General features: G+C 53.4%; 21 protein-coding genes. 5 read left to right on the top strand and 16 right to left on the bottom strand.

What is annotated here, in order from left to right; all coding sequences use genetic code 11:
• The first annotated feature begins 27 nt into the window (after positions 1-27).
• Positions 28-3,474 carry a transcription-repair coupling factor gene (mfd, locus tag N1249_RS08510; RefSeq protein ID WP_259836726.1) on the top strand — a complete coding sequence of 1,149 codons (3,447 nt, stop codon included), beginning with the start codon at positions 28-30 and terminating at the stop codon, positions 3,472-3,474.
• A 151-nt stretch (positions 3,475-3,625) separates the two neighbouring features.
• Positions 3,626-4,591 (top strand): L,D-transpeptidase family protein, encoded by a 966-nt coding sequence (locus N1249_RS08505; protein WP_259836724.1) that lies wholly within the window; start codon positions 3,626-3,628, stop codon positions 4,589-4,591.
• 75 nt (positions 4,592-4,666) lie between these two features.
• Here the strand turns inward: N1249_RS08505 and bhsA are convergent, their stop codons facing one another.
• On the bottom strand, positions 4,667-4,924 hold the full coding sequence (gene bhsA / locus N1249_RS08500; RefSeq protein ID WP_014069806.1) for a multiple stress resistance protein BhsA: 258 nt from the start codon (positions 4,922-4,924) through the stop codon (positions 4,667-4,669).
• A 245-nt stretch (positions 4,925-5,169) separates the two neighbouring features.
• Between bhsA and N1249_RS08495 the strand changes: the two genes are divergently transcribed.
• Complete coding sequence (locus tag N1249_RS08495; RefSeq protein WP_259836721.1) at positions 5,170-5,805, top strand: TetR/AcrR family transcriptional regulator; 636 nt, start codon at positions 5,170-5,172, stop codon at positions 5,803-5,805.
• Between the two features lie 199 nt (positions 5,806-6,004).
• On the top strand, positions 6,005-8,203 hold the full coding sequence (locus tag N1249_RS08490) for a TonB-dependent siderophore receptor (protein WP_259836719.1): 2,199 nt from the start codon (positions 6,005-6,007) through the stop codon (positions 8,201-8,203).
• Positions 8,204-8,264: 61 nt separating this feature from the next.
• Here the strand turns inward: N1249_RS08490 and N1249_RS08485 are convergent, their stop codons facing one another.
• The 8 genes from N1249_RS08485 to hinT all read right to left on the bottom strand — a co-directional run bounded on the left by N1249_RS08485 (position 8,265) and on the right by hinT (position 14,349).
• Positions 8,265-8,804 (bottom strand): glycine zipper 2TM domain-containing protein, encoded by a 540-nt coding sequence (locus N1249_RS08485; protein WP_014069803.1) that lies wholly within the window; start codon positions 8,802-8,804, stop codon positions 8,265-8,267.
• Between the two features lie 191 nt (positions 8,805-8,995).
• Positions 8,996-10,300, bottom strand: a complete 1,305-nt coding sequence (locus N1249_RS08480) for an NAD(P)/FAD-dependent oxidoreductase (protein ID WP_014069802.1) — start codon at positions 10,298-10,300, stop codon at positions 8,996-8,998.
• A gap of 236 nt (positions 10,301-10,536) precedes the next feature.
• Entirely contained in the window at positions 10,537-11,079 is a 543-nt protein-coding gene (ycfP, locus tag N1249_RS08475; protein ID WP_014069801.1) for an alpha/beta hydrolase YcfP, read from the bottom strand.
• A gap of 34 nt (positions 11,080-11,113) precedes the next feature.
• Positions 11,114-12,139 (bottom strand): beta-N-acetylhexosaminidase, encoded by a 1,026-nt coding sequence (nagZ, locus tag N1249_RS08470; protein WP_259836717.1) that lies wholly within the window; start codon positions 12,137-12,139, stop codon positions 11,114-11,116.
• An 11-nt stretch (positions 12,140-12,150) separates the two neighbouring features.
• Positions 12,151-12,975, bottom strand: a complete 825-nt coding sequence (gene thiK / locus N1249_RS08465) for a thiamine kinase (RefSeq protein WP_259836715.1) — start codon at positions 12,973-12,975, stop codon at positions 12,151-12,153.
• Positions 12,956-13,600 carry a penicillin-binding protein activator LpoB gene (gene lpoB, locus N1249_RS08460; RefSeq protein ID WP_088201843.1) on the bottom strand — a complete coding sequence of 215 codons (645 nt, stop codon included), beginning with the start codon at positions 13,598-13,600 and terminating at the stop codon, positions 12,956-12,958. The genes thiK and lpoB overlap by 20 nt, the downstream gene beginning before the upstream one ends.
• Before the next feature lie 13 nt (positions 13,601-13,613).
• Positions 13,614-13,988, bottom strand: a complete 375-nt coding sequence (locus N1249_RS08455; protein WP_014069797.1) for a YcfL family protein — start codon at positions 13,986-13,988, stop codon at positions 13,614-13,616.
• 1 nt (position 13,989) lies between these two features.
• Positions 13,990-14,349: a purine nucleoside phosphoramidase gene (hinT, locus tag N1249_RS08450; RefSeq protein WP_014069796.1), complete on the bottom strand. Its 360-nt coding sequence runs from the start codon at positions 14,347-14,349 to the stop codon at positions 13,990-13,992.
• A 354-nt stretch (positions 14,350-14,703) separates the two neighbouring features.
• Here hinT and fhuE point away from each other — a divergent pair, with 354 nt between their 5' ends.
• Positions 14,704-16,896, top strand: a complete 2,193-nt coding sequence (fhuE, locus tag N1249_RS08445) for a ferric-rhodotorulic acid/ferric-coprogen receptor FhuE (protein ID WP_259838044.1) — start codon at positions 14,704-14,706, stop codon at positions 16,894-16,896.
• Positions 16,897-17,023: 127 nt separating this feature from the next.
• Here fhuE and ptsG read toward each other — a convergent pair whose 3' ends face one another.
• The 7 genes from ptsG to N1249_RS08410 form a co-directional block, all read right to left on the bottom strand.
• Positions 17,024-18,457 (bottom strand): PTS glucose transporter subunit IIBC, encoded by a 1,434-nt coding sequence (gene ptsG, locus N1249_RS08440; RefSeq protein WP_259836711.1) that lies wholly within the window; start codon positions 18,455-18,457, stop codon positions 17,024-17,026.
• 297 nt (positions 18,458-18,754) lie between these two features.
• Positions 18,755-19,549 carry a metal-dependent hydrolase gene (locus tag N1249_RS08435; RefSeq protein WP_259836703.1) on the bottom strand — a complete coding sequence of 265 codons (795 nt, stop codon included), beginning with the start codon at positions 19,547-19,549 and terminating at the stop codon, positions 18,755-18,757.
• A gap of 10 nt (positions 19,550-19,559) precedes the next feature.
• Positions 19,560-20,564 carry a DNA polymerase III subunit delta' gene (gene holB / locus N1249_RS08430; protein ID WP_259836702.1) on the bottom strand — a complete coding sequence of 335 codons (1,005 nt, stop codon included), beginning with the start codon at positions 20,562-20,564 and terminating at the stop codon, positions 19,560-19,562.
• Positions 20,561-21,202, bottom strand: a complete 642-nt coding sequence (gene tmk, locus N1249_RS08425; RefSeq protein WP_014069791.1) for a dTMP kinase — start codon at positions 21,200-21,202, stop codon at positions 20,561-20,563. Before tmk ends, holB begins: the two co-directional genes overlap by 4 nt.
• Entirely contained in the window at positions 21,192-22,214 is a 1,023-nt protein-coding gene (gene yceG, locus N1249_RS08420; RefSeq protein ID WP_259836699.1) for a cell division protein YceG, read from the bottom strand. Before yceG ends, tmk begins: the two co-directional genes overlap by 11 nt.
• Positions 22,211-23,026, bottom strand: coding sequence for an aminodeoxychorismate lyase (pabC, locus tag N1249_RS08415; protein ID WP_259836697.1), 816 nt, complete (start codon positions 23,024-23,026; stop codon positions 22,211-22,213). Before pabC ends, yceG begins: the two co-directional genes overlap by 4 nt.
• 137 nt (positions 23,027-23,163) lie before the next feature.
• Positions 23,164-26,028, bottom strand: coding sequence for an RHS repeat-associated core domain-containing protein (locus N1249_RS08410; protein ID WP_259836695.1), 2,865 nt, complete (start codon positions 26,026-26,028; stop codon positions 23,164-23,166).
• Between the last annotated feature and the right edge of the window lie 167 nt (positions 26,029-26,195).

The raw sequence follows: 26,195 nt of genomic DNA, 5'->3' as shown, positions 1-26,195 counted from the left end.
ATACCTATAAGAGACTCTGACATAGCCATGCCTGAACACTACCGTTATTCCTTGCCCGGCAAAGCGGGCGACCAACGCCAGCTGGGTGAACTCACGGGCGCGGCGTGCGCCACACTGGTGGCAGAAATCGCAGAGCGGCATCCCGGCCCGGTGGTTCTTGTTGCCCCGGATATGCAAAATGCATTACGCCTGCATGACGAAATCCGTCAGTTCACCGATAACCTGGTCTTCAGCCTGGCTGACTGGGAAACGCTGCCGTATGACAGCTTCTCCCCGCACCAGGAGATCATCTCCTCACGCCTGTCCACGCTCTATCAGTTGCCGTCCATGCAGCGCGGCGTGCTGATTGTTCCGGTAAACACCCTGATGCAGCGCGTCTGCCCGCACAGCTATTTACATGGTCATGCGCTGGTGATGAAAAAAGGCCAGCGTTTGTCGCGCGATGCACTGCGTGCACAGCTTGAAAGTGCCGGATACCGTCATGTTGATCAGGTGATGGAGCACGGCGAATACGCCACGCGCGGCGCCCTGCTGGATCTCTACCCGATGGGCAGTGACCAGCCTTACCGTCTGGACTTTTTCGACGACGAAATCGACAGCCTGCGCGTCTTTGATGCCGACACGCAACGTACGCTGGAAGAAGTTGAATCCATCAACCTGCTGCCTGCGCACGAATTCCCGACCGACAAAACCGCCATCGAGCTGTTCCGCAGCCAGTGGCGCGACAAGTTCGACGTGAAACGCGATGCGGAACATATCTATCAGCAGGTCAGCAAAGGCACGCTGCCTACCGGGATCGAATACTGGCAGCCCCTGTTCTTTAACGAGCCATTGCCTGCGCTGTTCAGCTATTTCCCGGCCAATACGCTGATTGTGAACACCGGGGATATCGACGCCAGCGCCAGCCGTTTTGAAGGTGAAACCCGGGCCCGCTATGAGAGCCGTGGTGTTGACCCGATGCGCCCGTTGCTGCCGCCCGAACAACTGTGGCTGCGTAGCGATGAGTTAAATGCAGAACTTAAGCGCTGGCCGCGTGTGCAGCTCAAAACGGACACCCTTGCCGATAAAGCCGCGAACACTAACCTCGCCTTCCAGAAGCTGCCTGATTTAGCCGTACAGGCACAGCAAAAATCGCCTCTGGATAGCCTGCGAAAATTCCTTGAGTCCTTTACCGGGCCAGTGATTTTCTCGGTAGAAAGTGAAGGCCGTCGCGAAGCATTAGGCGAGCTGCTCGGGCGCATTAAAGTCGCCCCTAAGCGTATTTTCCGCCTTGATGAAGCCACCGCCAACGGGCGTTACCTGATGATCGGCGCCGCCGAGCACGGTTTTATCGATACGCTCAATAATCTGGCCTTGATTTGCGAAAGCGACCTGCTGGGCGAACGTGTGGCACGTCGCCGCCAGGATAGCCGCCGCACCATTAACCCGGACACACTTATCCGCAACCTGGCGGAATTGCACCCGGGGCAGCCCATTGTTCACCTTGAGCACGGTGTCGGCCGTTATCAGGGAATGACCACCCTTGAAGCGGGTGGCATTAAGGGCGAATACCTGATGCTGACTTACGCCAACGACGCCAAACTTTACGTGCCGGTTTCGTCACTGCATCTGATTAGCCGTTATGCCGGGGGGGCCGAAGAAAATGCGCCGCTGCATAAACTGGGTGGTGATGCCTGGGCCCGCGCACGCCAGAAAGCCGCCGAGAAAGTACGTGATGTGGCCGCCGAGCTGCTGGACATTTACGCCCAACGCGCAGCCAAAGAAGGTTACGCCTTTAAGCACGATAAAGAGCAGTATCAGCTGTTCTGCGACAGCTTCCCGTTCGAAACCACGCCGGATCAGGCTCAGGCCATCAATGCGGTGTTGAGCGATATGTGCCAGCCACTGGCGATGGACCGGCTGGTGTGCGGCGACGTGGGCTTTGGTAAAACCGAAGTGGCGATGCGCGCGGCGTTTCTGGCCGTGGAGAACAACAAGCAGGTCGCCGTGCTGGTGCCGACCACCCTTCTCGCCCAGCAGCATTATGACAACTTCCGCGATCGCTTCGCCAACTGGCCGGTACGTGTCGAAATGCTTTCCCGTTTCCGCAGCGCCAAAGAGCAGACGCAAATTCTGGAGCAGGCAGGCGAAGGCAAGATCGATATTCTGATCGGTACCCACAAACTGCTGCAAAGCGACGTGAAGTGGAAAGATTTAGGGCTGCTGATTGTCGATGAAGAGCACCGATTTGGCGTGCGTCATAAAGAGCGTATCAAAGCGATGCGTTCCGATGTCGATATCCTGACCTTAACCGCCACGCCAATCCCGCGAACCCTGAATATGGCAATGAGTGGAATGCGCGATCTGTCAATTATTGCCACACCACCGGCGCGCCGCCTGGCGGTAAAAACCTTCGTACGCGAGTACGACAGCCTGGTGGTACGCGAAGCCATTCTGCGTGAAGTACTGCGCGGCGGGCAGGTTTACTATCTCTTTAACGATGTCGAAAACATCCAGAAAGCGGCAGATAAACTGGCCGAGCTGGTTCCAGAAGCTCGTATCGCCATCGGGCACGGGCAGATGCGTGAACGCGAGCTGGAACGGGTGATGAACGATTTCCACCACCAGCGTTTTAACGTGCTGGTCTGTACCACCATTATTGAAACCGGTATCGACATCCCAACGGCCAACACCATCATCATTGAACGCGCGGATCACTTTGGTCTGGCGCAGCTGCACCAGCTGCGTGGCCGCGTTGGGCGTTCGCATCACCAGGCCTACGCCTGGCTGCTGACGCCACATCCAAAAGCAATGACCACTGACGCACAAAAGCGTCTGGAAGCCATCGCCTCGCTGGAAGATCTGGGTGCAGGCTTTGCCCTGGCAACCCACGACCTGGAGATCCGCGGTGCCGGTGAACTGCTGGGTGAAGACCAGAGTGGCTCGATGGAAACCATAGGCTTCTCGCTGTACATGGAGCTGCTGGAAAATGCCGTTGATGCGCTCAAAGCCGGGCGTGAGCCGTCACTGGAAGATTTGACCAGCCAGCAAACGGATGTCGAGCTGCGAATGCCGTCCCTGCTGCCGGACGATTTTATCCCGGATGTGAACACCCGCCTGTCGTTCTATAAACGCATTGCCAGTGCGAAAAGCGAAAACGAGCTGGAGGAGATCAAAGTGGAGCTTATTGACCGCTTTGGCCTGCTGCCGGATGCCGCGCGAAACCTGCTGGATATTGCCCGGCTGCGCCAGCAGGCACAGAAACTGGGCATTCGTAAGCTGGAAGGTAATGAAAAAGGTGGCGTGATTGAGTTTGCCGAGAAGAATCACGTCAATCCGATGTGGCTGATTGGTTTACTGCAAAAACAGCCGCAGCATTTCCGCCTGGACGGGCCAACGCGCCTGAAGTTCACCCAGGAGCTGGCTGAACGTAAAACCCGCATGGACTGGGTGCGTAACTTTATGCGCCAGCTGGAAGAAAACGCGATCGCCTGACCAGCCTTTCTCCCCGGTGGAATACACGCTGCCGGGGAGACAATTTACAAACTCTTTGCAAACCTCCTGGATTTCCCGACACATCCATTCGCCATAATTATCGTTAACTCTTTAAATAACAATAACCTTATCATTGATATGGATTATGGTGATGATGACCTCTTCGCGTATGACTCGCTGGATAACCTTGTTTGCGCTGGCTGCGACCGTGGCAATAGCGCTTCCAGCCCGGGCTAACACCTGGCCTCTTCCCCCTGCCGGTAGCCGTGTGGTGGGTGAAAACCGCTTTCATGTAGTTGAAAACAATGGCGGTTCACTTGAGGCGATTGCAAAAAAATATAACGTGGGCTTCCTGGCGCTGTTACAGGCTAACCCGGGCGTTGACCCGTATGTGCCTCGCGCCGGTAGCGTGTTAACCATTCCTCTGCAAACGTTGCTGCCTGATGCGCCGCGCGAAGGGATTGTGATTAACCTCGCCGAATTACGACTCTATTACTACCCGCCGGGCAGGAACGAAGTGACCGTCTACCCTATTGGCATTGGCCAGCTGGGCGGCGATACGCTCACGCCAACCATGGTGACCACCGTGTCGGATAAACGCGCCAATCCTACCTGGACACCGACCGCCAATATTCGCGCACGCTATAAGGCTCAGGGGATAGATTTACCGGCGGTGGTTCCGGCTGGCCCGGATAACCCGATGGGCCACCATGCCATCCGCCTTGCCGCTTACGGTGGTGTTTATCTTCTGCACGGAACCAATGCTGATTTTGGTATTGGAATGCGCGTCAGTTCCGGCTGTATTCGCCTGCGTGATGACGACATCAAGACCCTGTACAAAGTGATAGCGCCAGGAACAAAAGTGAACATTATCAATACGCCGATCAAGGTGTCTGAAGAGCCTGGCGGTAAACGCCTGGTGGAGATCCATCAGCCATTATCGAAAAATATCGGTGACGATCCGCAAACGCTGCCGATCCCACTCAATGCAGAGATGTATCGCTTCAAAACCAGCCAGGATACTGACGATGCGGTGATAGGCCGGGCAATGGAGGCGCGCGCGGGGATGCCGGTTGACGTTACACGTCATCAGGATATTCCCCAGCAGACGATGTAAAAGTGCAATAAAACAAAACGCCCTGCATATGTAGGGCGTTTTTTTGCAGTGGCAAGTATGAGGGTTCTGCAAAACTTATTTGTAAATCACCGCAGTACCGTGAAGGGTGTTAGGACCCGTCACAGAGGTGATACGGAAGGATTTCGCACCCATCGCCTCTGCTTTCTGTGCCAGCTGGTCTTCCAGAGAACCCAGGTTAGTACCTGCTGTTGCAGAGATAGTACCGACTTTATGCTGGTCAGCTGGGGTAGATTGCACTTCAACAGCTGCAAAGCTTGCGAATGACAGAGAACTCAGTACAGCGGCGGCGATCAGGGTTTTTACGTTTTTCATGATTTTTACCTTTAGGCAGATGAATTTGGAGGTCGTTAGTCATTTACTTAACGATCGATAGGTAAATCATAAATGTGATCCGCATCACGCGTCAACATGTTTTTATAACGATCGTTATATTAATTTTAATTTCGTTATTTTTCATACCCATATGAATAATATATTTTTGCTGAATCAGCGCTGGTCGCGGGCGGCGAATATTTTTATAATGGTCATTCAACAAACCAACAGAGGATCCGCGGCAAATGACAACTGATGTAACGAGTTGCGCAAAGAAAAGCCGTGGCCGACCAAAAGTGTTCGACAGGGAAGCGGCGCTCGATAAGGCCATGACACTCTTCTGGCAGCACGGGTATGAAGCCACCTCGCTCTCCGATCTTGTGGAAGCCACAGGCGCCAAAGCCCCCACGCTGTATGCAGAATTTACGAATAAAGAGGGGCTGTTCAGGGCGGTTCTGGACAGATACATTTCGCGCTTTGCGGCGAAACACGAAGCGCAGCTTTTCTGCGAAGAAAAAACAGTTGAGCAAGCACTGCGGGACTATTTCACCGCCGTCGCCACCTGCTTTACCAGCAAAGATACACCAGCAGGCTGCTTTATGATCAACACCTCCGCCACCCTTGCGGCCTCTTCTAAAGAGATTGCCAACACGGTGAAATCGCGCCACGCGATGCAGGAGGAGACATTGTGTACGTTTCTTACCGAACGCCAGCGCCGAGGTGAGCTTCCTGCCCATTGCCATCCGCAGGAGCTGTCGCAATACCTGAGCTGTATTTTGCAGGGTATGTCGATAAGCGCCCGTGAAGGCGCAAGCCTGGAAAAACTGCAAAGCATTACCCACACCACGCTACGTCTGTGGCCTGAACTGCTTAAAATCTGATACCCCGGGCGGCTTCCCTTGCCGCCCTCTCTTTCCCCATTTTTGTTCCTCACCGCGCTTATCCTCTTATTTGATGGGTTGATAATAAGATTCTTTATCGGCAGTATTCGCATTTGCATTTTTCACATTTGTTACACAATGCAAAATTGTGATGTTGACCTGCCTATAAAAAAGAGCGACCGCTCAACAAGGAATGATGATGAAGAAAAGCCTCTGGGTGCTAAATCCTGTATTGCTGGCCATCGCGATGCCGCTTTACGCCGAACAAACCAATGAAGAAAACCTGATTGTCAGTGCCAACCGCAGCCATCGTACCGTGGCAGAAATGGCGCAAACCACATGGATTATCGAAGGACATGAAATTGAACAGCAAGTCCAGGGTGGCAAGGAGTTCAAGGATATTCTCGGGCAGTTGATCCCCGGTATGGATGTCAGCAGCCAGGGGCGAACCAACTACGGCATGAACATGCGCGGCCGCGCCATTGTGGTGTTAATCGATGGCGTGCGTCTGAACTCCTCGCGTACCGACAGCCGCCAGCTTGATTCGATTGATCCTTTTAACATCGAACATATAGAAGTTATTTCCGGCTCTACGGCCCTGTACGGTGGCGGCAGTACCGGCGGTCTGATTAACATCGTGACCAAAAAAGGTCAGCCAGAAACGCAGGTTGATCTGGAGCTTGGCAGCAAGACAGGCTTTAACAACAGCAATGACCATGACGAGCGCGTGGCAACCGCCGTCAGCGGGGGGAATGACCATGCATCAGGCCGTCTCTCCGTGGCTTATCAGCGTTTTGGCGGCTGGTATGATGGCAACGGCGACGCCCTCACCTTCGATAACACCCAGACAGGATTACAACATTCCGATCGTCTGGATGTGATGGGTACAGGCACAATCGACATCAGCGATACCCGCCAGTTGCAGGTGGTGACGCAGTATTACAAAAGCCAGGGCGACGATGATTACGGGCTTTATCTCGATAAAAACATGAGTGCCGTGACCGGAAATGGTACCGCCCGGACCCGTAGCGGGTTCAGTTCCGACCGCATTCCGGGGACAGAGCGCCATCTCATCAGCCTGCAATATTCCGACACCGATTTCTGGGGGCAAGAGCTGGTAGGGCAAATTTACTACCGTGATGAATCCTTGCGTTTCTACCCCTTCCCGACCGTAGATCAAAAAACCAAAACCATCACCAGCTTTGCGGCGTCTGAGCAAAACACCGATCAGTACGGCGCAAAACTGACCCTGAACAGCAAGCCGCTAGACGGCTGGCAGATGACCTGGGGTATCGATGCCGACCATGAAACATTCGATTCCAACCAGATGTTCTTCGACCTGGCGAAGTCAGTGCCATCAGGCGGGATGAATAACCACTCTGCCTACACCACCGGGCGTTATCCGGGTTACAGCATCACCAACTTTGCACCCTTCCTGCAAAACAGCTATGACATCAATGAGATCTTCACCCTGAGCGGTGGGGTTCGCTATCAATGGACTGAAAACCGCGTTGATGACTTTATCGGTTATTCGCAGCAGCAGGCGATTGCGAATGGTAAGGCCACCTCAGCAGATGCGATCCCGGGCGGTAAAACGGATTACGATAACCTGCTGTTTAACGCCGGCATTCTTGCACACATTACGGAACGCCAGCAGCTCTGGTTTAACTTCTCTCAGGGTGTTGAGCTGCCGGATCCAGGCAAGTATTACGGGAACGGCGCGTACGCAAAAGCCGATGCGCAGGGCCACCTGGCGCTGCTTAAAAGCGTTAACCCGAATGATGCAAAGCTTGAAGGGATCAAAGTTGACTCCTATGAGCTGGGCTGGCGCTACACCGGAGATAACCTGCGCACGCAAATTGCGGCCTACTACTCTCTCTCGGACAAATCCATCGACATCAACCGTAGCGACATGACCATTGACGTCAACCCGCAGGAGCGCCGTATCTATGGTGTGGAAGGTGCGGTGGATTACGTAATCCCTGACAGCGTCTGGAGCGTGGGTGGTAATTTCAACATCCTGAAATCAGAGATAAAAACCAACGGTTCATGGGAGAAGTGGGATGTGACTCAGGCTTCGCCTTCTAAAGCTACGGCCTATGTAGGCTGGGCGCCTGAGCCCTGGTCGCTGCGTGTTCAGACTCAGCAAACCTTTGACCTGACGGACGCCGCAGGCAATGAAATAGAAGGTTATAACACCGTCGATTTCCTCAGCAGTTATCAGCTGCCGCTGGGTAAACTGTCGTTCAGCATCGAAAACCTGCTGGATAAACAGTACACCACCGTCTGGGGCCAGCGTGCACCGTTGCTCTACAGCCCAACGTACGGCAATGCCGCATTGTACGAATACAAAGGGCGCGGTCGTACCTTTGGTCTTAACTATGCTCTGACCTTCTGATTGCCAAAAAAAAGCTCCTCAGCCTGAGCGCTTGAGGAGCTAAATTCAGAGAACGTCTTTTTTACACTTTGTTATTCAGGACCAGCTGACCATTTCCGTCCAGCGGAATTTGGCTGCCAGGGTCTTTATCCATCCGGATTTTGCCCTGCTGATCGCCAATTTTGTACGTCACGTCATAACCCAGCATTTTTTCTGACTTGTCATAGACGGTTTTACAGCGCTGCTGAGTCGTGGTGTAGGTATCGTTATCCTGCATTGCGCCCTGAACCTGGTTACCTGCGTAACCGCCGCCCAGCGCACCGACCACTGTCGCCACATCTTTACCACGACCGCCGCCAAACTGATGACCAATCACCCCACCGGCCACCGCACCCAGCACAGAGCCAGCGATACGGTTTTCATCCTGAACCGGGCGGCGATGCGTAACGGCTACGTTGCGGCACTCCTGACGCGGCGTTTTTACCGATTCTTTAATAGGGGTAGCAGAAACGACCTGAGCATACTGCGGGCCGCGATCAAGCACGTTGAGACTGGCAACCGCTGCCACACCTAACGCAGCAGCAACACCAATCCCGATACCCGCCAACATTGATTTATTCACGGGACTTCCTCCTTTGTTGCTATTGGTAACAATTCTGCAATTAACGCCAGACTTAGCCAATCAGAAAAAGGATTAAAAATGTGGGGATGTAAGCAGAATAGCCCTGTTTAGGAGAACTCCTAAGAGGCTAACGGGGAGTGAACAGCATGATATGCTAAAAATCCCCCCGGGTGACCGGAGGGAGAGAAGAATTAGTGCAGTTTAAGGCGAGGACGGATCACGCGGTTGATTCTGCCCACCAGCATCATCAGGCCAGTTTTGAAGTAACCGTGCAGCGCAATCTGGTGCATACGGTACAGCGAGATGTACACAAAGCGAGCGATGCGCCCTTCTACCATCATTGAGCCGCGCATCAGGTTACCCATCAGGCTGCCTACGGTCGAGAAGTTAGAGAGCGATACCAGGGAACCGTGGTCTTTATAAACATACGATTTCATTGGCTTGCCTTTGGTCTGCGCCAGAATATTGTGCAGCACAAGGCTTGCCATCTGGTGAGCTGCCTGAGCACGCGGCGGCACGAAACCACCTTCAGGACGCGCACAGGATGCACAGTCGCCAATCGCGTAGATTTCCGGGTCGCGGGTAGTTTGCAACGTGGGTTCAGTCACCAGCTGGTTAATACGGTTTGTTTCCAGGCCACCGATATCTTTCATGAAATCTGGCGCTTTAATACCCGCCGCCCAGACCATCAGATCCGCTTCGATGTATTCGCCATCTTTGGTATGCAAGCCACCTTCATCCGCGCTGGTTACCATCGTCTGGGTCAGTACGCGAACGCCCAGTTTGGTTAACTCGCTGTGCGCCGCACCGGAAATACGCGGCGGCAGCGCAGGTAGAATACGTTCGCCCGCTTCAACCAGCGTCACGTTCAGCGCTTCGTTGGTCAGCCCTTTGTAACCATAGCTGTGCAGCTGTTTTACCGCATTGTGCAGCTCTGCAGACAGCTCAACGCCGGTCGCACCACCGCCGACAATCGCGATGTTAACCTTGCCGTTGGCACCCATGTTATTGGTGTACTTCAGGAACAGGTTAAGCATTTCCTGATGGAAACGGCGCGCCTGATGCGGGTTATCCAGGAAGATGCAGTGTTCTTTCACACCTGGCGTGTTGAAATCGTTTGAGGTACTGCCCAGCGCCATCACCAGCGTGTCATAAGGCAGTTTGCGCTCAGGAACCAGCAACTCGCCTTTTTCATCACGCAGTTCGGCAAGCGTGATGGTTTTGCTTTCACGGTTGATGTCCACCACGGAACCCAGCTGGAACTGGAAGTGGTGATTACGCGCATGTGCCAGATAGCTCAGCGCATCAACACCCTCATCCAGAGAACCGGTTGCAACTTCGTGCAACAGTGGTTTCCACAGGTGACTGTGGTTACGATCGACCAGCGTAATTTTGGCTTTTTTACCGCGACCCAGCTTTTTGCCCAGCTGTGTAGCCAGCTCCAGCCCGCCAGCTCCACCGCCTACAATCACTATCTTTTTCAATGGCGTAGTCAACGTGACCCCCTCAAATTATTAACCAATTGTTAATTAAAAGTTATAAAAATAACCCTTAATTAACAACAGGTTACAGCACTGAAACCATTCAGGTGCATTGAGAATAACACGCCAGGCGCATTGGTCATACCAAAATTGATATGCATCAAGTTTTGATGGCTGATATTTGTACAATTTTAGCAAAAAGAAAGCCCGGCAAGCTTACGCCGCCGGGCCAGAGAGCACGTCAGATACCTTTAACCCAGGGTTTTAAAGGCTTTGATGCGTTGCAGATGCGGGGAGATATTTTTGAATTTGTGGGTCTGCTCTTCGTCCCAGACAATTTCATAGTAATGGTGAAGCAGCTCGGCGGCACGGGTACTGCTGAGAGCTTCATCATTACGCGACAGGATCACCAGACAACGATCGCGATTCTTTTCACGGAAGTTGCTGACACACTTAGTCCCGATATCGGCATACTCTTCCGGGCGGTCAATCTTCCCTTCCATATTCTCGTGCGGGAACAGGTTTGGATTGAACACCACCTGACGGATATCGCACAGGAATCCGATCCGCTCAGCCCAGTATCCGCCCAGACCCACCCCACAAATCAGCGGGCGATCGTCGACATTAAGCTGCAACATTTTGTCCACTTCTTTGAGCAAATGCTGCATATCATGTTTCGGATGGCGCGTGCTGTAGCTAATCAGCCGTACATCCGGATCGATAAACTGCAATTGCAGCACTTTCTCATGATTACCAGGACTGTTTGAGTCAAAACCGTGTAAATAGATGATCATCGTCTTCTCACCACGCTACGCCTTCCAGGAGGGATTAAAGGCCTGCTTTATGCGCCAGCCAGCGCTCATTCAGCGCCTCAAGCTGGGCATTGACCGTCTTCCAGCGCGCCGAGCCCATCAGCTCCTGACGGCTAAATGAACCTTTATGATACAATTGTGTAACACGCTCAGCATTGATCGGCGACAGGTTATCCAACACACTCACTGCGCCTTTACGATTATTGCAGACCAGGATCATATCGCAACCTGCATCCAGCGATGCCTGCCCACGTTCAGCATAACTGCCCATAATGGCAGCCCCTTCCATCGACAAATCGTCTGAGAAGATCACGCCGTTAAAACCTAATTCCTGACGTAGCACGGTTTTCAGCCAGTGGGCAGAGCCGCTCGCCGGACGTGGGTCGACATCGCTGTAGATAACATGTGCCGGCATAATGGCATCCAGCTTGTTATCGGTGATAAGCGAGCGGAACACCGACATATCTTTGGCGCGGATCTCACCTTCAGGGCGTGGGTCGCGTGGGGTTTCTTTGTGAGAATCCGCCGTGACGGCCCCGTGGCCCGGGAAGTGTTTACCGGTGGTTTTCATCCCGGCATCGTGCATTCCGTCGATAAAACGTGTGGCCATAGCCAGTGCGATGCGCGGATCTTCATGATACGAACGCTCACCGATAGCGGCGCTGATATGCCCGACATCCAGCACGGGGGCAAAGCTGATATCAATATCCATCGCAATCATTTCGCTTGCCATCAGCCAGCCGGCGTCCTGCGCCAGCTTGCCGCCCTCTTCGGTGCCCAGCAGCGCGGCGAAAGACTGCGCTGCTGGCAGGCGGGTAAAGCCCTCGCGAAAACGCTGCACACGCCCGCCCTCCTGGTCAACCGCCACCACCAGCTGATTGCGTGACGCCGCGCGAATTTGTCGAACCAGTTCCCGCAACTGCTCCGGGTCGTGATAGTTGCGGGTAAACAGAATCAGGCCACCGACCAGCGGGTGCGCCAGAATTTCGCGCTCCTCCGCATCCAGCTCAAAGCCTTCGACATCCAACATGACTGGACCCACACGAACCTCTCTTATCCTTTAGTTTGTAACTGGCGCCAGACGTCATCTGCCAGCGCGATAAATTGTTTGTCTGCCGAGTGCTGCAAGCGTACCTCAAACCAGCCAGCCATCAGCATCAGTACCCAGGGCCGCCAGCGCCAGACCTGGCGCGCAAGCGTCTCGGGGTCTATATGCGCGGCCCTGGCGTAGGCCTTAATTAACTGCCTGCGCGCGGCATCATCCGGTGTCCAGACTGCCGCCAGCTCCAGCGCAACGTCTCCGTCACCTGCGTATTCCCAGTCGATCAGTCTGTCACCCGCTGGCGTGTGGACGATGTTTCCGGCGTGAACATCCATATGCAAAGGCGCAAGCCGCAGCGGCTGCGGCTCACCCGCTTTACGCAACCGCTTGAGCTGCGCCAGCCAAAAAGGCGTGCGTCTGGCGGGCGATGCCTGCTGCCAGTACTGTTCAAGCAAGGGTAAAAGCGTGATGCGCCAGCCCAGACGCCGCTGGCGGTGAAGATGATACAGCATGGCGGCGAGCGTGGGAGTATCCGGTAATCCGGTTTTGATCTCGCCCGCAAGATATTCCACCGCCATCCATCCCTGCATAAAAAACTGCGGTTTCGGCACCAGCTCTGCGGGAAGTCGCGTTAAAGCGCGGTACTGACGACGAAAATGGGAAGCCGGAGCGGAGCCATCATGATGCTGGCGTAACACCAGTCGATGTTCGCCCCGGGCGATAATGCAACTCGCGCCGCCAAGCCCGGAATGGGCCTGCGGCGCGATAAGGCGATACTGCGGAAAATAACGTGTCAGTACGTCATCACGCGTGCAGTTATTGTTGCGTAACGGCACCTTTACCTGACCAGATAATTTCGCCTGTCTGAACCAGCATCAGTTGCATCTGCAACGCTGGCGTATTCACGTTACCGCTGGCGTTAGAGTAAAGCACATACTGCGCACCAACGTTACGGGCGATACCAATCGCCTTGCTACGTGAACCAAGACTGTCCTGTGCAGACAGCCCTAACTGCTGTTTTGCCACCGCGAGCTGCTGTGCAGAAACCAGCGTAAATTTACCGTTATTCGCCAGCGCATTGCGCAGCGTTTCGGTCGCTTCACCTGCATTCAGGGAACCGTTGGTACGGTTGTTCACGCTATCCACCAGCAGCACGCTGCCAGGGGTAACGCCCTGCGCCTGCAACATTTTACCGACCATTGGCTGCATTGCGCCGTTCCAGTCGTAATGACGCACGCGCGGTGCTGGCTGTGCCGTTGCATCAGGATGTTCGATTGGACCAGGCTGCGCCGGGATGGTCGGAACAGAAGGCACAGTTGGCACCGGCTGCGTTGGCTCTACAGGCTGTGCCGTGCCCGGTTTCGCCTCTTCCACAGGAGCAGGTTGTTCCATGCGCGTCATACACCCTGAAAGGAAGAGTGCAAATGCGGTAACGAGCGCAAAACGGCTCATATTTTTAATCAAGGTTCACCCCTTACAAATAAAGATAAAGTCTCACCTTATGTGCACCCAGGTAGTTCGCGCTGCCATACAGCGTGACCGATGACATCGCCGGAATGACTACCGTGCGCGTCGCTTCCAGTGGGTGCATTTCAAGACCTCGTACGTCATACCAGTAGAAACGGTAATGCACCGTGACTGGTTCGTGTCTTTCGTTATAAAGCGAAGAGGACGCCGAAGCCTGAATTTCGCTGATGGTCAGCGAAGGTTGTTCTGCCGTGATACCCGCAGCCAGAACAGAGGACTCCATGACCAGCGTCTGTTCATCACTCACCGGGATCGCGGGACGCGCACTGCACCCGACCATCACCAGCGTCATAACCAGCGCTGCAAAACGCCCTCTTAGCATGTCAAAGACCTTTATGTGCCAGCATCGGCCCCAGCGGGCGGCCACCCAGCAGATGCATGTGAATGTGATAAACTTCCTGCCCGCCATGGCGATTGCAGTTCATGATCAGGCGATAGCCATCCTGCGCAATGCCTTCCTGCTCAGCAATTTTTGCCGCCACCGTCAGCATACGGCCTAATGCCACTTCGTGCTCGGTTTTCACATCGTTCACGGTAGGAATCAGAATATTGGGAATGATAAGGATGTGTGTCGGCGCCTGAGGTGAAATGTCCCGGAAGGCTGTCACCAGCTCATCCTGATACACGATATCCGACGGAATTTCGCGGCGGATAATTTTACTGAAAATCGTTTCTTCAGCCATGACCTTTTCCTTTTTTGTTTAATCTGGCGTGGTGGGTCTGCCAATAACACACATTGTCTGCATTACTGTGTGACACAACTCAAGAGTATGAGCGAGTTTCTCCTGTCCTTTCAACCTTCTCTCGCGATTTCTTTCCTTGATTGCACGATAGCTGCCTGAAGAGTGAGCGCTCTTGTGTGTTGATATCCTGAAACAATATTTCACTTCCGTTCGAAACATCTGTTTACAGCATTAATCACAATGCGTATATTTCGCATTTGCATTTTCATGCGCATTTAAAACATAGAAAACGACTTCAGCCCGGATCCACGGGACTGACGCACACAACTTTCACCATTCATTAAGGGTTTGATGATGTCTTTCATTAATCACACCAGGGATGGGCAACGTCAGCCTGCCACAACACCTTCGTTGCTGGCTGCCTGTATTGCTATGGCATTGATGCCAAACGTAAGTTTCGCCGCTACCACGTCGACTGAAGACACCGTTGTTGTTGATGGTGGCTTTGATAACGCACAGGATCCGTCTGCCGGCCAGGAGCAGGATTACAGCGTTAAAACCACCACCACCGGCACAAAGCTGCTGCTCGTACCGCGTGATATTCCGCAATCCGTCAGTGTGATCAGCCAGCAGCGTATGGCTGACCAGAATCTGCAATCCATCGGGCAGGTATTGACCAACACCACCGGGGTAACCGCGCAGGTTCAGGACAGTGACCGCTCTGTATTTTACTCCCGCGGTTTCTTCGTGAGTAACTATGCCTACGATGACCTGCCAACCTCCATCAGTGAAGTGTGGAACTTTGGCGATACGGCGGCCGACACCGCCATTTACGATCGTATTGAAGTGGTGCGTGGTGCAACGGGTCTAATGTCCGGCACGGGTAACCCGGCCGCTTACGTCAACATGGTGCGTAAACATGCTGACAGCAATGAATTCAAAGGCAACGTATCGGCCAGCTATGGCAGCTGGGATAAACAGCGCTACGTGCTCGATTTACAGGCTCCGCTGGTTGAGTCCGGTAAAGTCCGTGGGCGGTTGATCACCGGTTATCAGGACAACGACAGCTTTGTCGATAACTATCACTACCGTAAGAAATTCCTGTACGGTGTGGTGGATGCCGATGTTACCGACAGCACCACCCTTTCCCTGGGGTATGAATACCAGGAGAGCAAGACTGAAGATCCTACCTGGGGCGGCCTGCCAACCTGGTACAGCGACGGCAGCAAAACGCATTACAACCATAGCCAGACCGTTGCGCCAGACTGGGCGTATTCAGACAAAGACAACACCCGTATTTTTGCCAACCTGACCCAGCGTTTCGACAACGGTTGGGAAGCGCACATCAACGGGATGCACGCGGAAACCAACTTCGATACCAAGCTGATGTACATGTCCGGTTACCCGGACAAAGACACAGGTGCAGGGATGGTGGGTTACGGCGGCTGGAACCGGGGCGAGCGTAAACAGGATGCCGTGGATGCCTTCCTGCGCGGTGATTTCAATCTCTTCGGTCGCCAGCACGAAATGATGTTTGGCGGCAGTTTCAGCCGTCAGCGTAACCACTACGACAACTCAATGCCGGATGCCCTGTACGGTATGGTTGATGTGGGTGATTTCAAAAACTGGAACGGTAATATTGCCGACCCACAGTGGACGCCGTGGAAGCTCTACAGCCAGGACGATATTCGTCAGTCCTCAGCGTACACCTCTGCCCGCTTCTCGCTGGCCGATCCGCTGCACCTGATCCTGGGCGCACGTTACACCAACTACAATATTCGCTATAACCCGGCAGGCTCCCCGGACACCCGCCTGGAAAGCACCAAAGACGACGTGACGCCGTACGCGGGTCTGGTCTATGACATCAACGAAGACTGGTCAACGTACATCAGCTATACCTCTATCTTCCAGCCGCAGGACAAGCGTGACGCGAATGGCCGCTACCTTGATCCTACAACGGGAAAAAGTTACGAGGCGGGCGTGAAGGCTGACTGGTTTAACACCCGCCTGACCACCTCTCTGGCCATCTTCCGTATTGAGCAGGATAACGTTGCCAACAATACCTACACCTATATGCCAAGCGGTGAGTCGATTTATGAATCACTGGATGGCGTGGTGAGTAAAGGGATTGAGTTTGAGCTGAACGGTGCCCTGACCGATAACTGGCAGCTGACCTTCGGTGCGACCCGCTTTATCGCCGAAGATAAGAACGGGAATGCCGTAAGCTCTGACCAGCCGCGAACCACCATGAAGCTCTTTACCCGTTATCAACTGCCGATGCTGCCAGAGCTGGCTGTGGGTGGCGGTGTTAACTGGCAAAACAAGGTCTGGACGGATGTTGATGGTGGTCCTGCCGGGCGCTCCCGCGCTGAACAGGGCAGCTACGCGCTGGTGAATCTGTTCAGCCGCTATCAGGTGACCAAAGACTTTGCCGTACAGGCGAACGTGAACAACCTGTTCGATAAAGATTACTACGACTATGTTGGATCTTATCTCGTGTACGGTGCACCGCTTAACTTCTCGGTGAGCGCGAGCTACGATTTCTAAGTGACAGAAGCCCGGTGGCGCTACGCTTACCGGGCCTACCCATCACGCAGGCCGGTCCACCCGGCACCATAAACCGCACCAATAAAAAAGGCAGCCAGTCGGCTGCCTTAGTCTCCCCAGTCACAACTTAGTTGCTGCGGATGTATTCATCCATTTCGGTTTTCAGGTTATCGGATTTAGTACCGAAGATTGCCTGAACACCGGAACCTGCAACAACAACGCCCGCTGCGCCAAGTTTTTTCAGACCAGGCTGGTCTACTTTCGCTACGTCAGCAACGCTCACACGCAGACGAGTGATACACGCGTCCAGGTTAGTGATGTTTTCTTTGCCGCCGAACGCTGCAACCAGAGCCGGAGCCATTTCGCTGGTCGCTGCTACTTTGCTGTCTTCAGACGCATCTTCACGACCTGGAGTTTTCAGGTCCAGTGCTTTGATCAGCACACGGAAGATGGTGTAGTAAACAACCGCGTAGCACGCACCAACGATTGGGAACAGCCACAGTTTGCTGCTGTTACCAGACAGAACGATAAAGTCGATCAGGCCGTGAGAGAAGGACGTACCGTCACGCATACCCAGCAGGATACAGATAGGGAACGCCAGACCAGCCAGTACCGCGTGAATGATGTACAGAATCGGCGCAACGAACATGAAGGAGAACTCGATCGGCTCGGTGATACCGGTCAGGAACGAGGTCAACGCTGCGGAGATCATGATACCGCCCACTTTTGCACGGTTCTCTGGTTTAGCAGAGTGCCAGATTGCAATCGCAGCAGCCGGCAGGCCGTACATTTTGAACAGGAAACCACCAGACAGTTTACCTGCGGTTGGGTCACCTGCCATGTAACGTGGGATATCACCGTGGAACACCTGACCTGCTGCGTTGGTGAATTCACCAATCTGCATCTGGAATGGAACGTTCCAGATGTGGTGCAGACCAAATGGTACCAGGCAGCGCTCGATGAAGCCGTAGATACCGAATGCCACAACCGGGTTCTGGTAAGCAGCCCACTGAGAGAAGGTCTGGATTGCAGAGCCGATCGGTGGCCAGATGAAGGACAGGATCACGCCAGTGAAAATCGCTGCCAGACCAGAAATGATCGGAACGAAGCGCTTACCCGCGAAGAAGCCCAAATACTCAGGCAGCTTGATGCGATAGAAGCGGTTGAACATGTACGCTGCAATCGCACCGGAGATGATCCCGCCGAGAACACCGGTATCAGCCAGGTGTTTCGCTGCGATCTCTTCGGCAGGTAAATGCAGAACCAGTGGTGCAACCACAGCCATGGTTTTCACCATGATGCCGTAGGCAACAACTGCGGCCAGCGCAGATACACCGTCGTTATTGGTGAAGCCCAGAGCAACACCGATAGCGAAGATCAGCGGCATGTTAGCAAAAACAGAACCGCCTGCTTCGGCCATCACGTGGGAAACTACGGCTGGCAGCCAGCTGAAGTTAGCAGAACCGACACCCAGCAGGATACCTGCGATAGGCAGTACGGATACTGGCAGCATCAGCGATTTACCGACCTTTTGCAGGTTAGCAAATGCATTCTTAAACATAATTGAGAGTGCTCCTGAGTATTTGTGCTTTTTTTACGCTTTCACGCATTGGCCCGGGGGGAGTACCGCGCCGTGGACAGGACATCTAAGCGCCCTTTATTTATTACACAGAGTAAAATAAATCCCTGTGAGTTTGTTTGACGGCTATCACGTTTCAGCTCAAGGCGGACCAAAAACTTTCAGTTTTTTACAAAAAGCATGTCTGGATGTGTCTAAATACACCGTCACCGCCCCAAATGAGGCGGTGAACTTTACTCGCTTTATTTATTAATTACGAGCCTAAAAAAAACAGGTGTATCAAACAGATTGCAGGCGGGCGGGGTCGATGTGGAACAGATTTGCGAAGTTTTCCGTCGTGACGCGAGCCAGCTCGTCGATGCTGACGCCCTTCAGAACGGCCATATACTCAGCCACATCTCTCGTCATGGCAGGTTGATTCTCTTTGCCGCGATGCGGCACCGGTGCCAGATAAGGGGAGTCTGTTTCCACCAGAATCCGATCGAGAGGGACATAACGCGCAGCATCACGGAGCTGCTCTGCGTTACGAAACGTCACGATCCCAGAAAACGAGATATAAAAACCTAAATCAAGCAGCTTACCCGCCGTTTCTCTGTCTTCTGTGAAACAGTGTAGTACGCCACCACAATCCGTCACGTTTTCTTCCCGGAGGATCGCCAGCGTATCGGCCCGCGCATCACGCGTATGCACGATAACCGGCTTGTTCAGCTCACGGCCAATGCGGATGTGGTGACGGAAAGATTCCTGCTGGCGGGGTTTCGTTTCAGGGGTGTAGAAATAATCCAGCCCCGTCTCACCCATCGCGACAACCCCCTCTTCCGCCGCCAGACGACGTAAGTCCTCAACGTCATATTCTTCATCCTGATTCAGCGGGTGCACGCCACAGGAAAATACAACGTTATCGCGAACGCCCACCAGCTCGCGCATGGTGCGATAGCCCGGCAGCGTGGTTGCCACTGCCAGGCAGAATTTCACATCGCGGGCGGCGGCTTTCGCCAGCACATCGTCCACGTTTTTATGCAGGGATTGGTAATCCAGGCCATCAAGATGGCAGTGTGAGTCGACTAAAAACATAATGTCTCTCTCAGAGATGGGAAACAGGCAGCGGTGTGCCTGGTTGCAGGTAATGTTCGATACGCAGTAACTGGTCCGTTAGTAAAAGCTCGCGATTAAGACCGGTTACCGTTAAGAGTTGTTCACGGCTCTGGCAGACATCATGAAGAATAGCACGCAGCATATTGCCCGACAGACGGTTGGCCAGCGTATTGATAAGCCCCCAGACATCCACGTTGGACAGCAGTGTTGCGCCCTGCTGACACTTCAGCGCATCCAGCAGCATTGACGCCAGCCAGTGCAAGCGCTCAGCAGCCTGGTCATGGTTAAGGACAGCCAGTAAACTCAGCCAGTCGCGGCTATCCAGCGCTGACGCCACGGCACGGCAAAGCGCCTCACGCTGCGACCAGCTTTCGGGTTGCAGCAATGCCAGCGCTGCCGCTGGCGCACCGCTGCATAAGCGCAATGCGGTGAGCGCCGCCTCTTGTGACACGGTCACTTCACGCTCAAGCCAGCTTAACGCCCAGGTTTCTTGCGGTACAGAGAGGTGATGAAGACGGCAGCGGCTACGCAATGTCGCCAGCAATCGCCCCGGTTCACGGCATGACATAAAGAACCAGGTCTTCTCCGGGGGTTCTTCAAGCGTTTTCAGCAGTGCGTTCGCCGCCGGCTCTGTGAGTAACGCCGCATCTTTCAGCCAGACTACTTTTGCCCCACCCAGTCGCGCGTGTTCGTACAGTTTTTCACTGACCTCACGCACGGCATCAATACCGAGGGTGGTTTTGCCTTTTTCTGGCTCAAGGGTGTAGTAGTCAGGATGGGTGCCTGCCTGCATCAGCTGGCAGCCCCGGCATTTCCCGCAGCTTTTGTGCCCTTCTGGCTGCTGGCACATCAAAAAACGGGTGATCGCGTAAATCAGCGCGTCATCACCCATACCCGGCAACGCCTGAATCAGTAACGCATGATGCCCCCGACCGGCCTGATAGCTGTTAATCAGCTGCTCAAAATGTGGGCGCAACCATGGATACCATTTCATGCCTGCTGCTCCTGTACCCACTGGGTCACTGTTTCACGAATAGAGCGCGCCACGTCATCGAGTGACTGGGTAGCATCAATGGTGCGGATGGAACTGTCCTGCCCGGCAAGCTCAAGATAACGCGCGCGAGTACGGTTGAAGAAATCCAGCGACTCTTGTTCAATACGATCCAGCTCGCCACGCGCACGGGCGCGTTTCAGACCCACTTCAGGGGTGACATCCAGATAGAGCGTCAGGTCCGGGCGGAAGTTACCCAACACCGCATCACGCAGCGTGGCTAACATCGTCTGATCGATACCCCGGCCGCCGCCCTGATAAGCCTGAGTCGAGAGATCGTGGCGATCGCCAATCACCCATTTGCCTTCGGCCAGTGCGGGTTTGATAACGGTTTCAACCAGCTGAACGCGCGCGGCATAAAACATCAGAACTTCGGCTTTATCAGTGATGATTTCGTCACCCACGGATTTGATATCCAGCACCAGGCTTCGCAGTTTTTCTGCCAGCTGCGTGCCGCCCGGCTCGCGGGTGAACACCATCTCCCCGATACCCAGCGTTTTGAGTGTATCCACCACCAGATTGCGCGCGGTTGTTTTACCTGCGCCTTCCAGCCCCTCAATAACAATGTATTTACTGCGCATTTTTTTCCTTAAGTGCCTTCAGATAGTCCTGAACAGAGCGATTGTGGCTGGCAAGGTTGGTATTAAAGGTATGCCCGCCTTTTCCATCAGCCACAAAATAGAGATAAGGTGTTTTTGCCGGATGAGCCGCCGCGTTAAGCGAGGCTTCGCTCGGGGTGGCAATCGGGCCTGGCGGTAATCCGCTAATCACGTAGGTATTATACGCGGTCGGCGTTTCCAGGTCTTTTCTTGATATCTTACCGGTGTAATTCTCACCCATGCCGTAAATCACCGTAGGATCGGTTTGCAGCCGCATTCCGATGCGCAGTCGGTTGATAAATACCGATGCCACCTGGTCACGTTCCGCTGCAACCGCGGTCTCTTTTTCGATGATAGAGGCCATGGTCACGAACTGGTTCTGATCTTTATACGGCAGCCCGTCGATGCGCCCTTCCCAGGCGGCATCAACGGCGGCAACCATTTTTTTGTGCGCACGCTTCAGGATGGCAACATCGGTGGTCCCGGCGGTATACATCCAGGTATCCGGCCAAAACCAGCCTTCAACCCATTCAGGATGTTCGAGTTTCAGCACCTCAGCCACCGTCTGGTAACTATCATCTTTCAGAGTATGTTTGATGTAAGGCGCATCGCGCAGCTGTTTGAGGTAGTCGCTCAGGCGCATCCCCTCAACAAAGCGCAGCGGGAATTGTGCCTCTTTACCGCTTTCCAGTAATTGCAGCATTTCTCTGACCGTCATGCCTGGCATCAGGCGATACGTGCCGGCTTTAAAATGTGACAGGTCTGGCTCCACGCGCAGCAGCCACTGGAAAACCCGCGGACGGTTAATCACTTTATCACCGTAAAGCTGTTCGCCGAGCGCCAGACGTCCGGTTCCTGCTTTAAGGGTAAATATTGTCTCTTCTTTAATCAGGATCTTACTGTCCGCCAGCTGGCGAACCTTCCACACTCCGGCTCCGCCAGCAACTGCCAGCACAACAACCAGGAGCAGGATAAAGCGCAACATTTTCTTCATGACGTTCTGGTTTGCTCACATAACGGGGCTAAATAATGATACAGTTCGCGCGATGCCCAGCGTTGCTGGCCGCAGGCGCGAACAGGTACAACTGGCATCAGTGCGTTACAGACAACGACTTCATCTGCCGCTAACAGCGCATCCTCAGTTGCGTTAACTTCGACAACGCGAAAACCAGAGTGTGCCAGCTGCTGCATACAAAACTGGCGCATAATGCCATTTACGCCAGCCTGATCAAGCTTCGGCGTGAAGACATCACTGCCCTGCCGCCAGAATAAATTAGCCGCACAGCATTCAGTAATGAACCCTTCGCTGTCAAGAACCAACGCCTCATCGGCGTCCGTCTGTTCAAGATGAGTACGAATGAGCACCTGCTCCAGCCGATTGAGATGCTTAATGCCAGCCAGCATGGGGTTTCGTCCCAGACGGATCGGGCTCAACGTCAGCGTAACACCCTCTTCTCGCCAGCGGTGATAATGGGCAGGATACGCGGAAACCGAGAGTATGCGTGTGGGCACGTGGCAAGCAGAACCACTGTAGCCGCGCCCTCCACTGCCTCTGCTAATGATGACCTTCAATACACCGTCACGCTCCCCGGCCGCCAGTTGTGTCATCTCCTCACTTAGCACTTCCCACGACGTAAAGGGGATAAATAGTTTTTCGCAATTAGCCTGCAGGCGCAGAATGTGCGTGGCGTGAAAACAGACCTTTCCATTCAGGATCCGCGCGGTGGTAAAGCAGCCATCACCAAACTGCGTCGCCCTGTCGCTTGCGGGAAGCATTGTCTTTCGCTGACCATTGATTAAGAACATAGCGGCTCCTTTTGCGTGGTCGGCTAGTTTGGCAGGATGCAGCATGGTGAACAAGGGAAGATGACTGAATCCGCGGTGCGCATTCCATCTGGCGTCATCTCCAGCCCGGAAGTTCGGGCTGGAGATGGGAGGAAGAATCAGTACGCGCTGGCACCACGTGACGAGGCACCTTTACCTCTCATACTCCCCCGGGCACGCCCTCTCGGGGCGCCTCTTGCTGCCGTCCCCCGCGCAGACATACCGCTTGTAGAAGCACCAGCTAAGTCGGACGTAGCGCCTAACCCCCGCCCTGAAGGCCGCATGCCAAAAATACGTTCAAACTCTCGGTAGTATCGACTTACCATCTTCTGATCGATACTCGACCAGAATTCCGACAGCTTCTGGGTAAAATCAATATTGTTATACTTATAGCCGCCAAAGCGTTCATTCTTTAATCCGCGGCTAACAACTTCACCAGGAAGATGAGCGGCATCTAAATTCATTGTGACATAGCGATTTTTGGGGAGCGTACTTCTGTAAGCGTAAAGCCCCACCAGGCATCGTTCGCACATCGACTGCTTCTGCATCAGACTGATGCTTTTCACATTTCGATCCGCATTCGTTGCGGTCGTCAGATTGCGGAACATAATAGCTTCAGCATGATTAAGATAGCGCCGTTCCTCCACGCTCTTCGTTTCGTCATGTTCACTCGGCAGATATCCCAGCTCATCTTTCGCCCACTGCTTAAATTCATTGCTGGCATTTTTTATTTCCAGTCCCTCATATAAATTGATGCTGTAGGTAAATTTAGACGTCCCATCCCGATAAAAGATCTGCGCCATGCTGATTACCCTGTTGCCAACCATTGACGGGTTTTCTTTAACCGCTTTCGACTTCGCCGCCTGGGTGAGTAATTTTGAGACTGTGACTTCGAAGTCAGCAAACATGTCCTGAGGGTTATTAAAGAGTTTCGGTTCCTGGCCATCGGGATCGAAATAGCGTAGGGGATTATTGCGTACCATCCGATATAAATTCTGACCGTCAACCGTTCCGGCAGGGTCGGCATTTAGCCATCGCCCAGAAAACGGCTGAAAGTATCGGGAGCCGTAGTAATATAATCCTGTCGCATCCCTCTCTTTTCCAGAATAGCGGATCGTTTTATAACTTGCCTCCACACTGGAACGACTTGACCAGACTGCCGTGCCTCCATAAGGATAGAATTCTTCTTTGGTGATGACTTTACCCTCACCATCGATCTCCAGAGTATGGCTACCGAATCCATTACAGTAGACAAATCGCAGTGCATTATTTTCGACACCCGACGGTTTCCCTGTATCCCAATGCAGAATCCGGACCTGTTCCGGTTTACCTACCGTGATAACCTGAAGCGACTCTTTTACCGTGCCGTGGATTGTCGTTGTTCTGAGTTCGAGACCAGGCAGCCAGGTTACCGTTTGCTTCTGCGGGTTTGCTCCCACCTGCTGGGCAGTCACCTTCGTCACTCGCTGGTTATCCGATCCATAGCGATAATATTCTTCATCATTAATGCCCGACTCCCGTTCCACCACGACCACTTTTTGCAAGCCGCCGCTCAACCCCCAGTGCAAAATTTGTCCCGATTGCATCACGCGCTGTTGGCCCTGTGGGGTAAATAACGCATCAACATCTTCAGGCATTTGCGCCAGTGAATTCAGCACCGCACGATTACTTCGATCGCTCACCGTCATGGTTGTGGTGTAATTATTTTCAGTTGCAGGGGCAGAATGGCGGATTCGCGTCAGATTTCCGCCAGCATCATAGGTGTAATAGCGGGTGTATCCCGTGAGCGTTGTGTCATCAAAAGAGGAACTGGAAGGCATTTTTTCAGATTGCTGTCCAATATCCGCCATCTCACGCCCGCTGGCGCTAAGAAGCTGATAGAGGCTATCGTAGGTATAAACACTGTCGGCCGCGACTTTTTGATTGCGCCAAAAGCGGGTCTCTTCGGCATCATTACCGATTTTTAAAACGTTTCCTACTGGATCATACTCATAACGCAAATACTGCAGTACCTTAGCTCCTGCGCTATGCCCTGCCGGGCGTTCCGTTTTCATCTCCTTCAGGTTTAACGTTTCGTCTTCCCAGGTATAGGTAATCGCTACACCATTGCCGTGTACTTCCTGCAAGGGCTTTCCACTTGCTGAGTACATCAAATTGTTCAAAATGATCTGTTCTTCACTGTTTAAGAGCGTCAGCCAGCTTTGCTTCAGCTGCTGTACCACGTCATATTTCATCCGCTGGGTATTGCCTGCGGCATCGATAACCGTCAAGCTCAACCCATGGCTATTCGCTGTCATCTGGGTGACCCGGGATTCTGTTTCTAGTGCGGCATCCCATTTTTCCGCACTTGTTCCCTCCCAGTCGAGCTGAAAACCGCTCTCCCCCGTCTCTTTAAGCACCCGACGCGACACCACCAGGGGTACGCCACAAAGCGCAATGCTGCTTGTTTGCAGTAAGCCTGCGGGATCATAATGGCTAATACACTGCCCATTAAGATTAAACCCTTTGTGAGCGTCATCATTTTCGGCCCAAATCAGACGTTCCACGGTAGCGTACGGTCCGGCATCGGCCCCCTCAACAATGCAGCACAGACGGCCAGAAGAGCCAACCTCTTCGTAATGGTTTTGTCGGACAGTGGCCTGGCCAAATACTTTCTCATTTTCATTATTGATTGTGATTCCGCTTATCGAGACTACAGGGCGGCTAGCAGCATCATTAATGGCGACAGTTAAACCCGAATCAACATTGTGTTGCAGAATGAGAGTACCAATAAGATCCTTCATTCTGTATTCGTTGCTATCATTCGCCAGATACAAACGCGGATCGGCAGACTTTTGTCCAGTCCCTCTCTCATCAAAAGAATACCGGGTTATTCGAATATCGGCTTCATCAGGGGTATCGGGCATACAACACCATGCAATTTCCCGGATCGCGTTTTGATGATTATCCAGTACGGTAAGAGTGGGGGTTTTTCTGTAGCACATATCTGAGATCTCCTTATATCGACGATACCGCCATGTTTACATTTGATGTTAAACACGTGATAAGGCCTGCAAGATCTCTTAAACGAACATATTGAGGCAGTTTCTGCGCAGACAGGACTATAAAAAAAGGCCCGCAAGCGGACCTTTTTTAAGCGCTAACGTGCCTT

The sequence above is a fragment of the Enterobacter sp. CP102 genome (assembly GCF_025152625.1).
Lineage (GTDB): Bacteria > Pseudomonadota > Gammaproteobacteria > Enterobacterales > Enterobacteriaceae > Enterobacter > Enterobacter soli.
This window is presented reverse-complemented; position numbering and strand designations above follow the sequence as displayed.

Coding starts and splice junctions, on each gene's coding strand:
- mfd (WP_259836726.1), top strand. CDS start 28: ATGCCTGAACACTACCGTTATTCCTTGCCCGGCAAAGCGGGCGACCAA.
- holB (WP_259836702.1), bottom strand. CDS start 20,564: ATGAAATGGTATCCATGGTTGCGCCCACATTTTGAGCAGCTGATTAAC.
- hinT (WP_014069796.1), bottom strand. CDS start 14,349: ATGGCTGAAGAAACGATTTTCAGTAAAATTATCCGCCGCGAAATTCCG.
- yceG (WP_259836699.1), bottom strand. CDS start 22,214: ATGAAGAAAATGTTGCGCTTTATCCTGCTCCTGGTTGTTGTGCTGGCA.
- pabC (WP_259836697.1), bottom strand. CDS start 23,026: ATGTTCTTAATCAATGGTCAGCGAAAGACAATGCTTCCCGCAAGCGAC.
- fhuE (WP_259838044.1), top strand. CDS start 14,704: ATGTCTTTCATTAATCACACCAGGGATGGGCAACGTCAGCCTGCCACA.
- N1249_RS08505 (WP_259836724.1), top strand. CDS start 3,626: ATGATGACCTCTTCGCGTATGACTCGCTGGATAACCTTGTTTGCGCTG.
- N1249_RS08455 (WP_014069797.1), bottom strand. CDS start 13,988: ATGCTAAGAGGGCGTTTTGCAGCGCTGGTTATGACGCTGGTGATGGTC.
- N1249_RS08410 (WP_259836695.1), bottom strand. CDS start 26,028: ATGTGCTACAGAAAAACCCCCACTCTTACCGTACTGGATAATCATCAA.
- N1249_RS08490 (WP_259836719.1), top strand. CDS start 6,005: ATGAAGAAAAGCCTCTGGGTGCTAAATCCTGTATTGCTGGCCATCGCG.
- N1249_RS08435 (WP_259836703.1), bottom strand. CDS start 19,549: ATGTTTTTAGTCGACTCACACTGCCATCTTGATGGCCTGGATTACCAA.
- tmk (WP_014069791.1), bottom strand. CDS start 21,202: ATGCGCAGTAAATACATTGTTATTGAGGGGCTGGAAGGCGCAGGTAAA.
- bhsA (WP_014069806.1), bottom strand. CDS start 4,924: ATGAAAAACGTAAAAACCCTGATCGCCGCCGCTGTACTGAGTTCTCTG.
- ycfP (WP_014069801.1), bottom strand. CDS start 11,079: ATGATCATCTATTTACACGGTTTTGACTCAAACAGTCCTGGTAATCAT.
- N1249_RS08495 (WP_259836721.1), top strand. CDS start 5,170: ATGACAACTGATGTAACGAGTTGCGCAAAGAAAAGCCGTGGCCGACCA.
- ptsG (WP_259836711.1), bottom strand. CDS start 18,457: ATGTTTAAGAATGCATTTGCTAACCTGCAAAAGGTCGGTAAATCGCTG.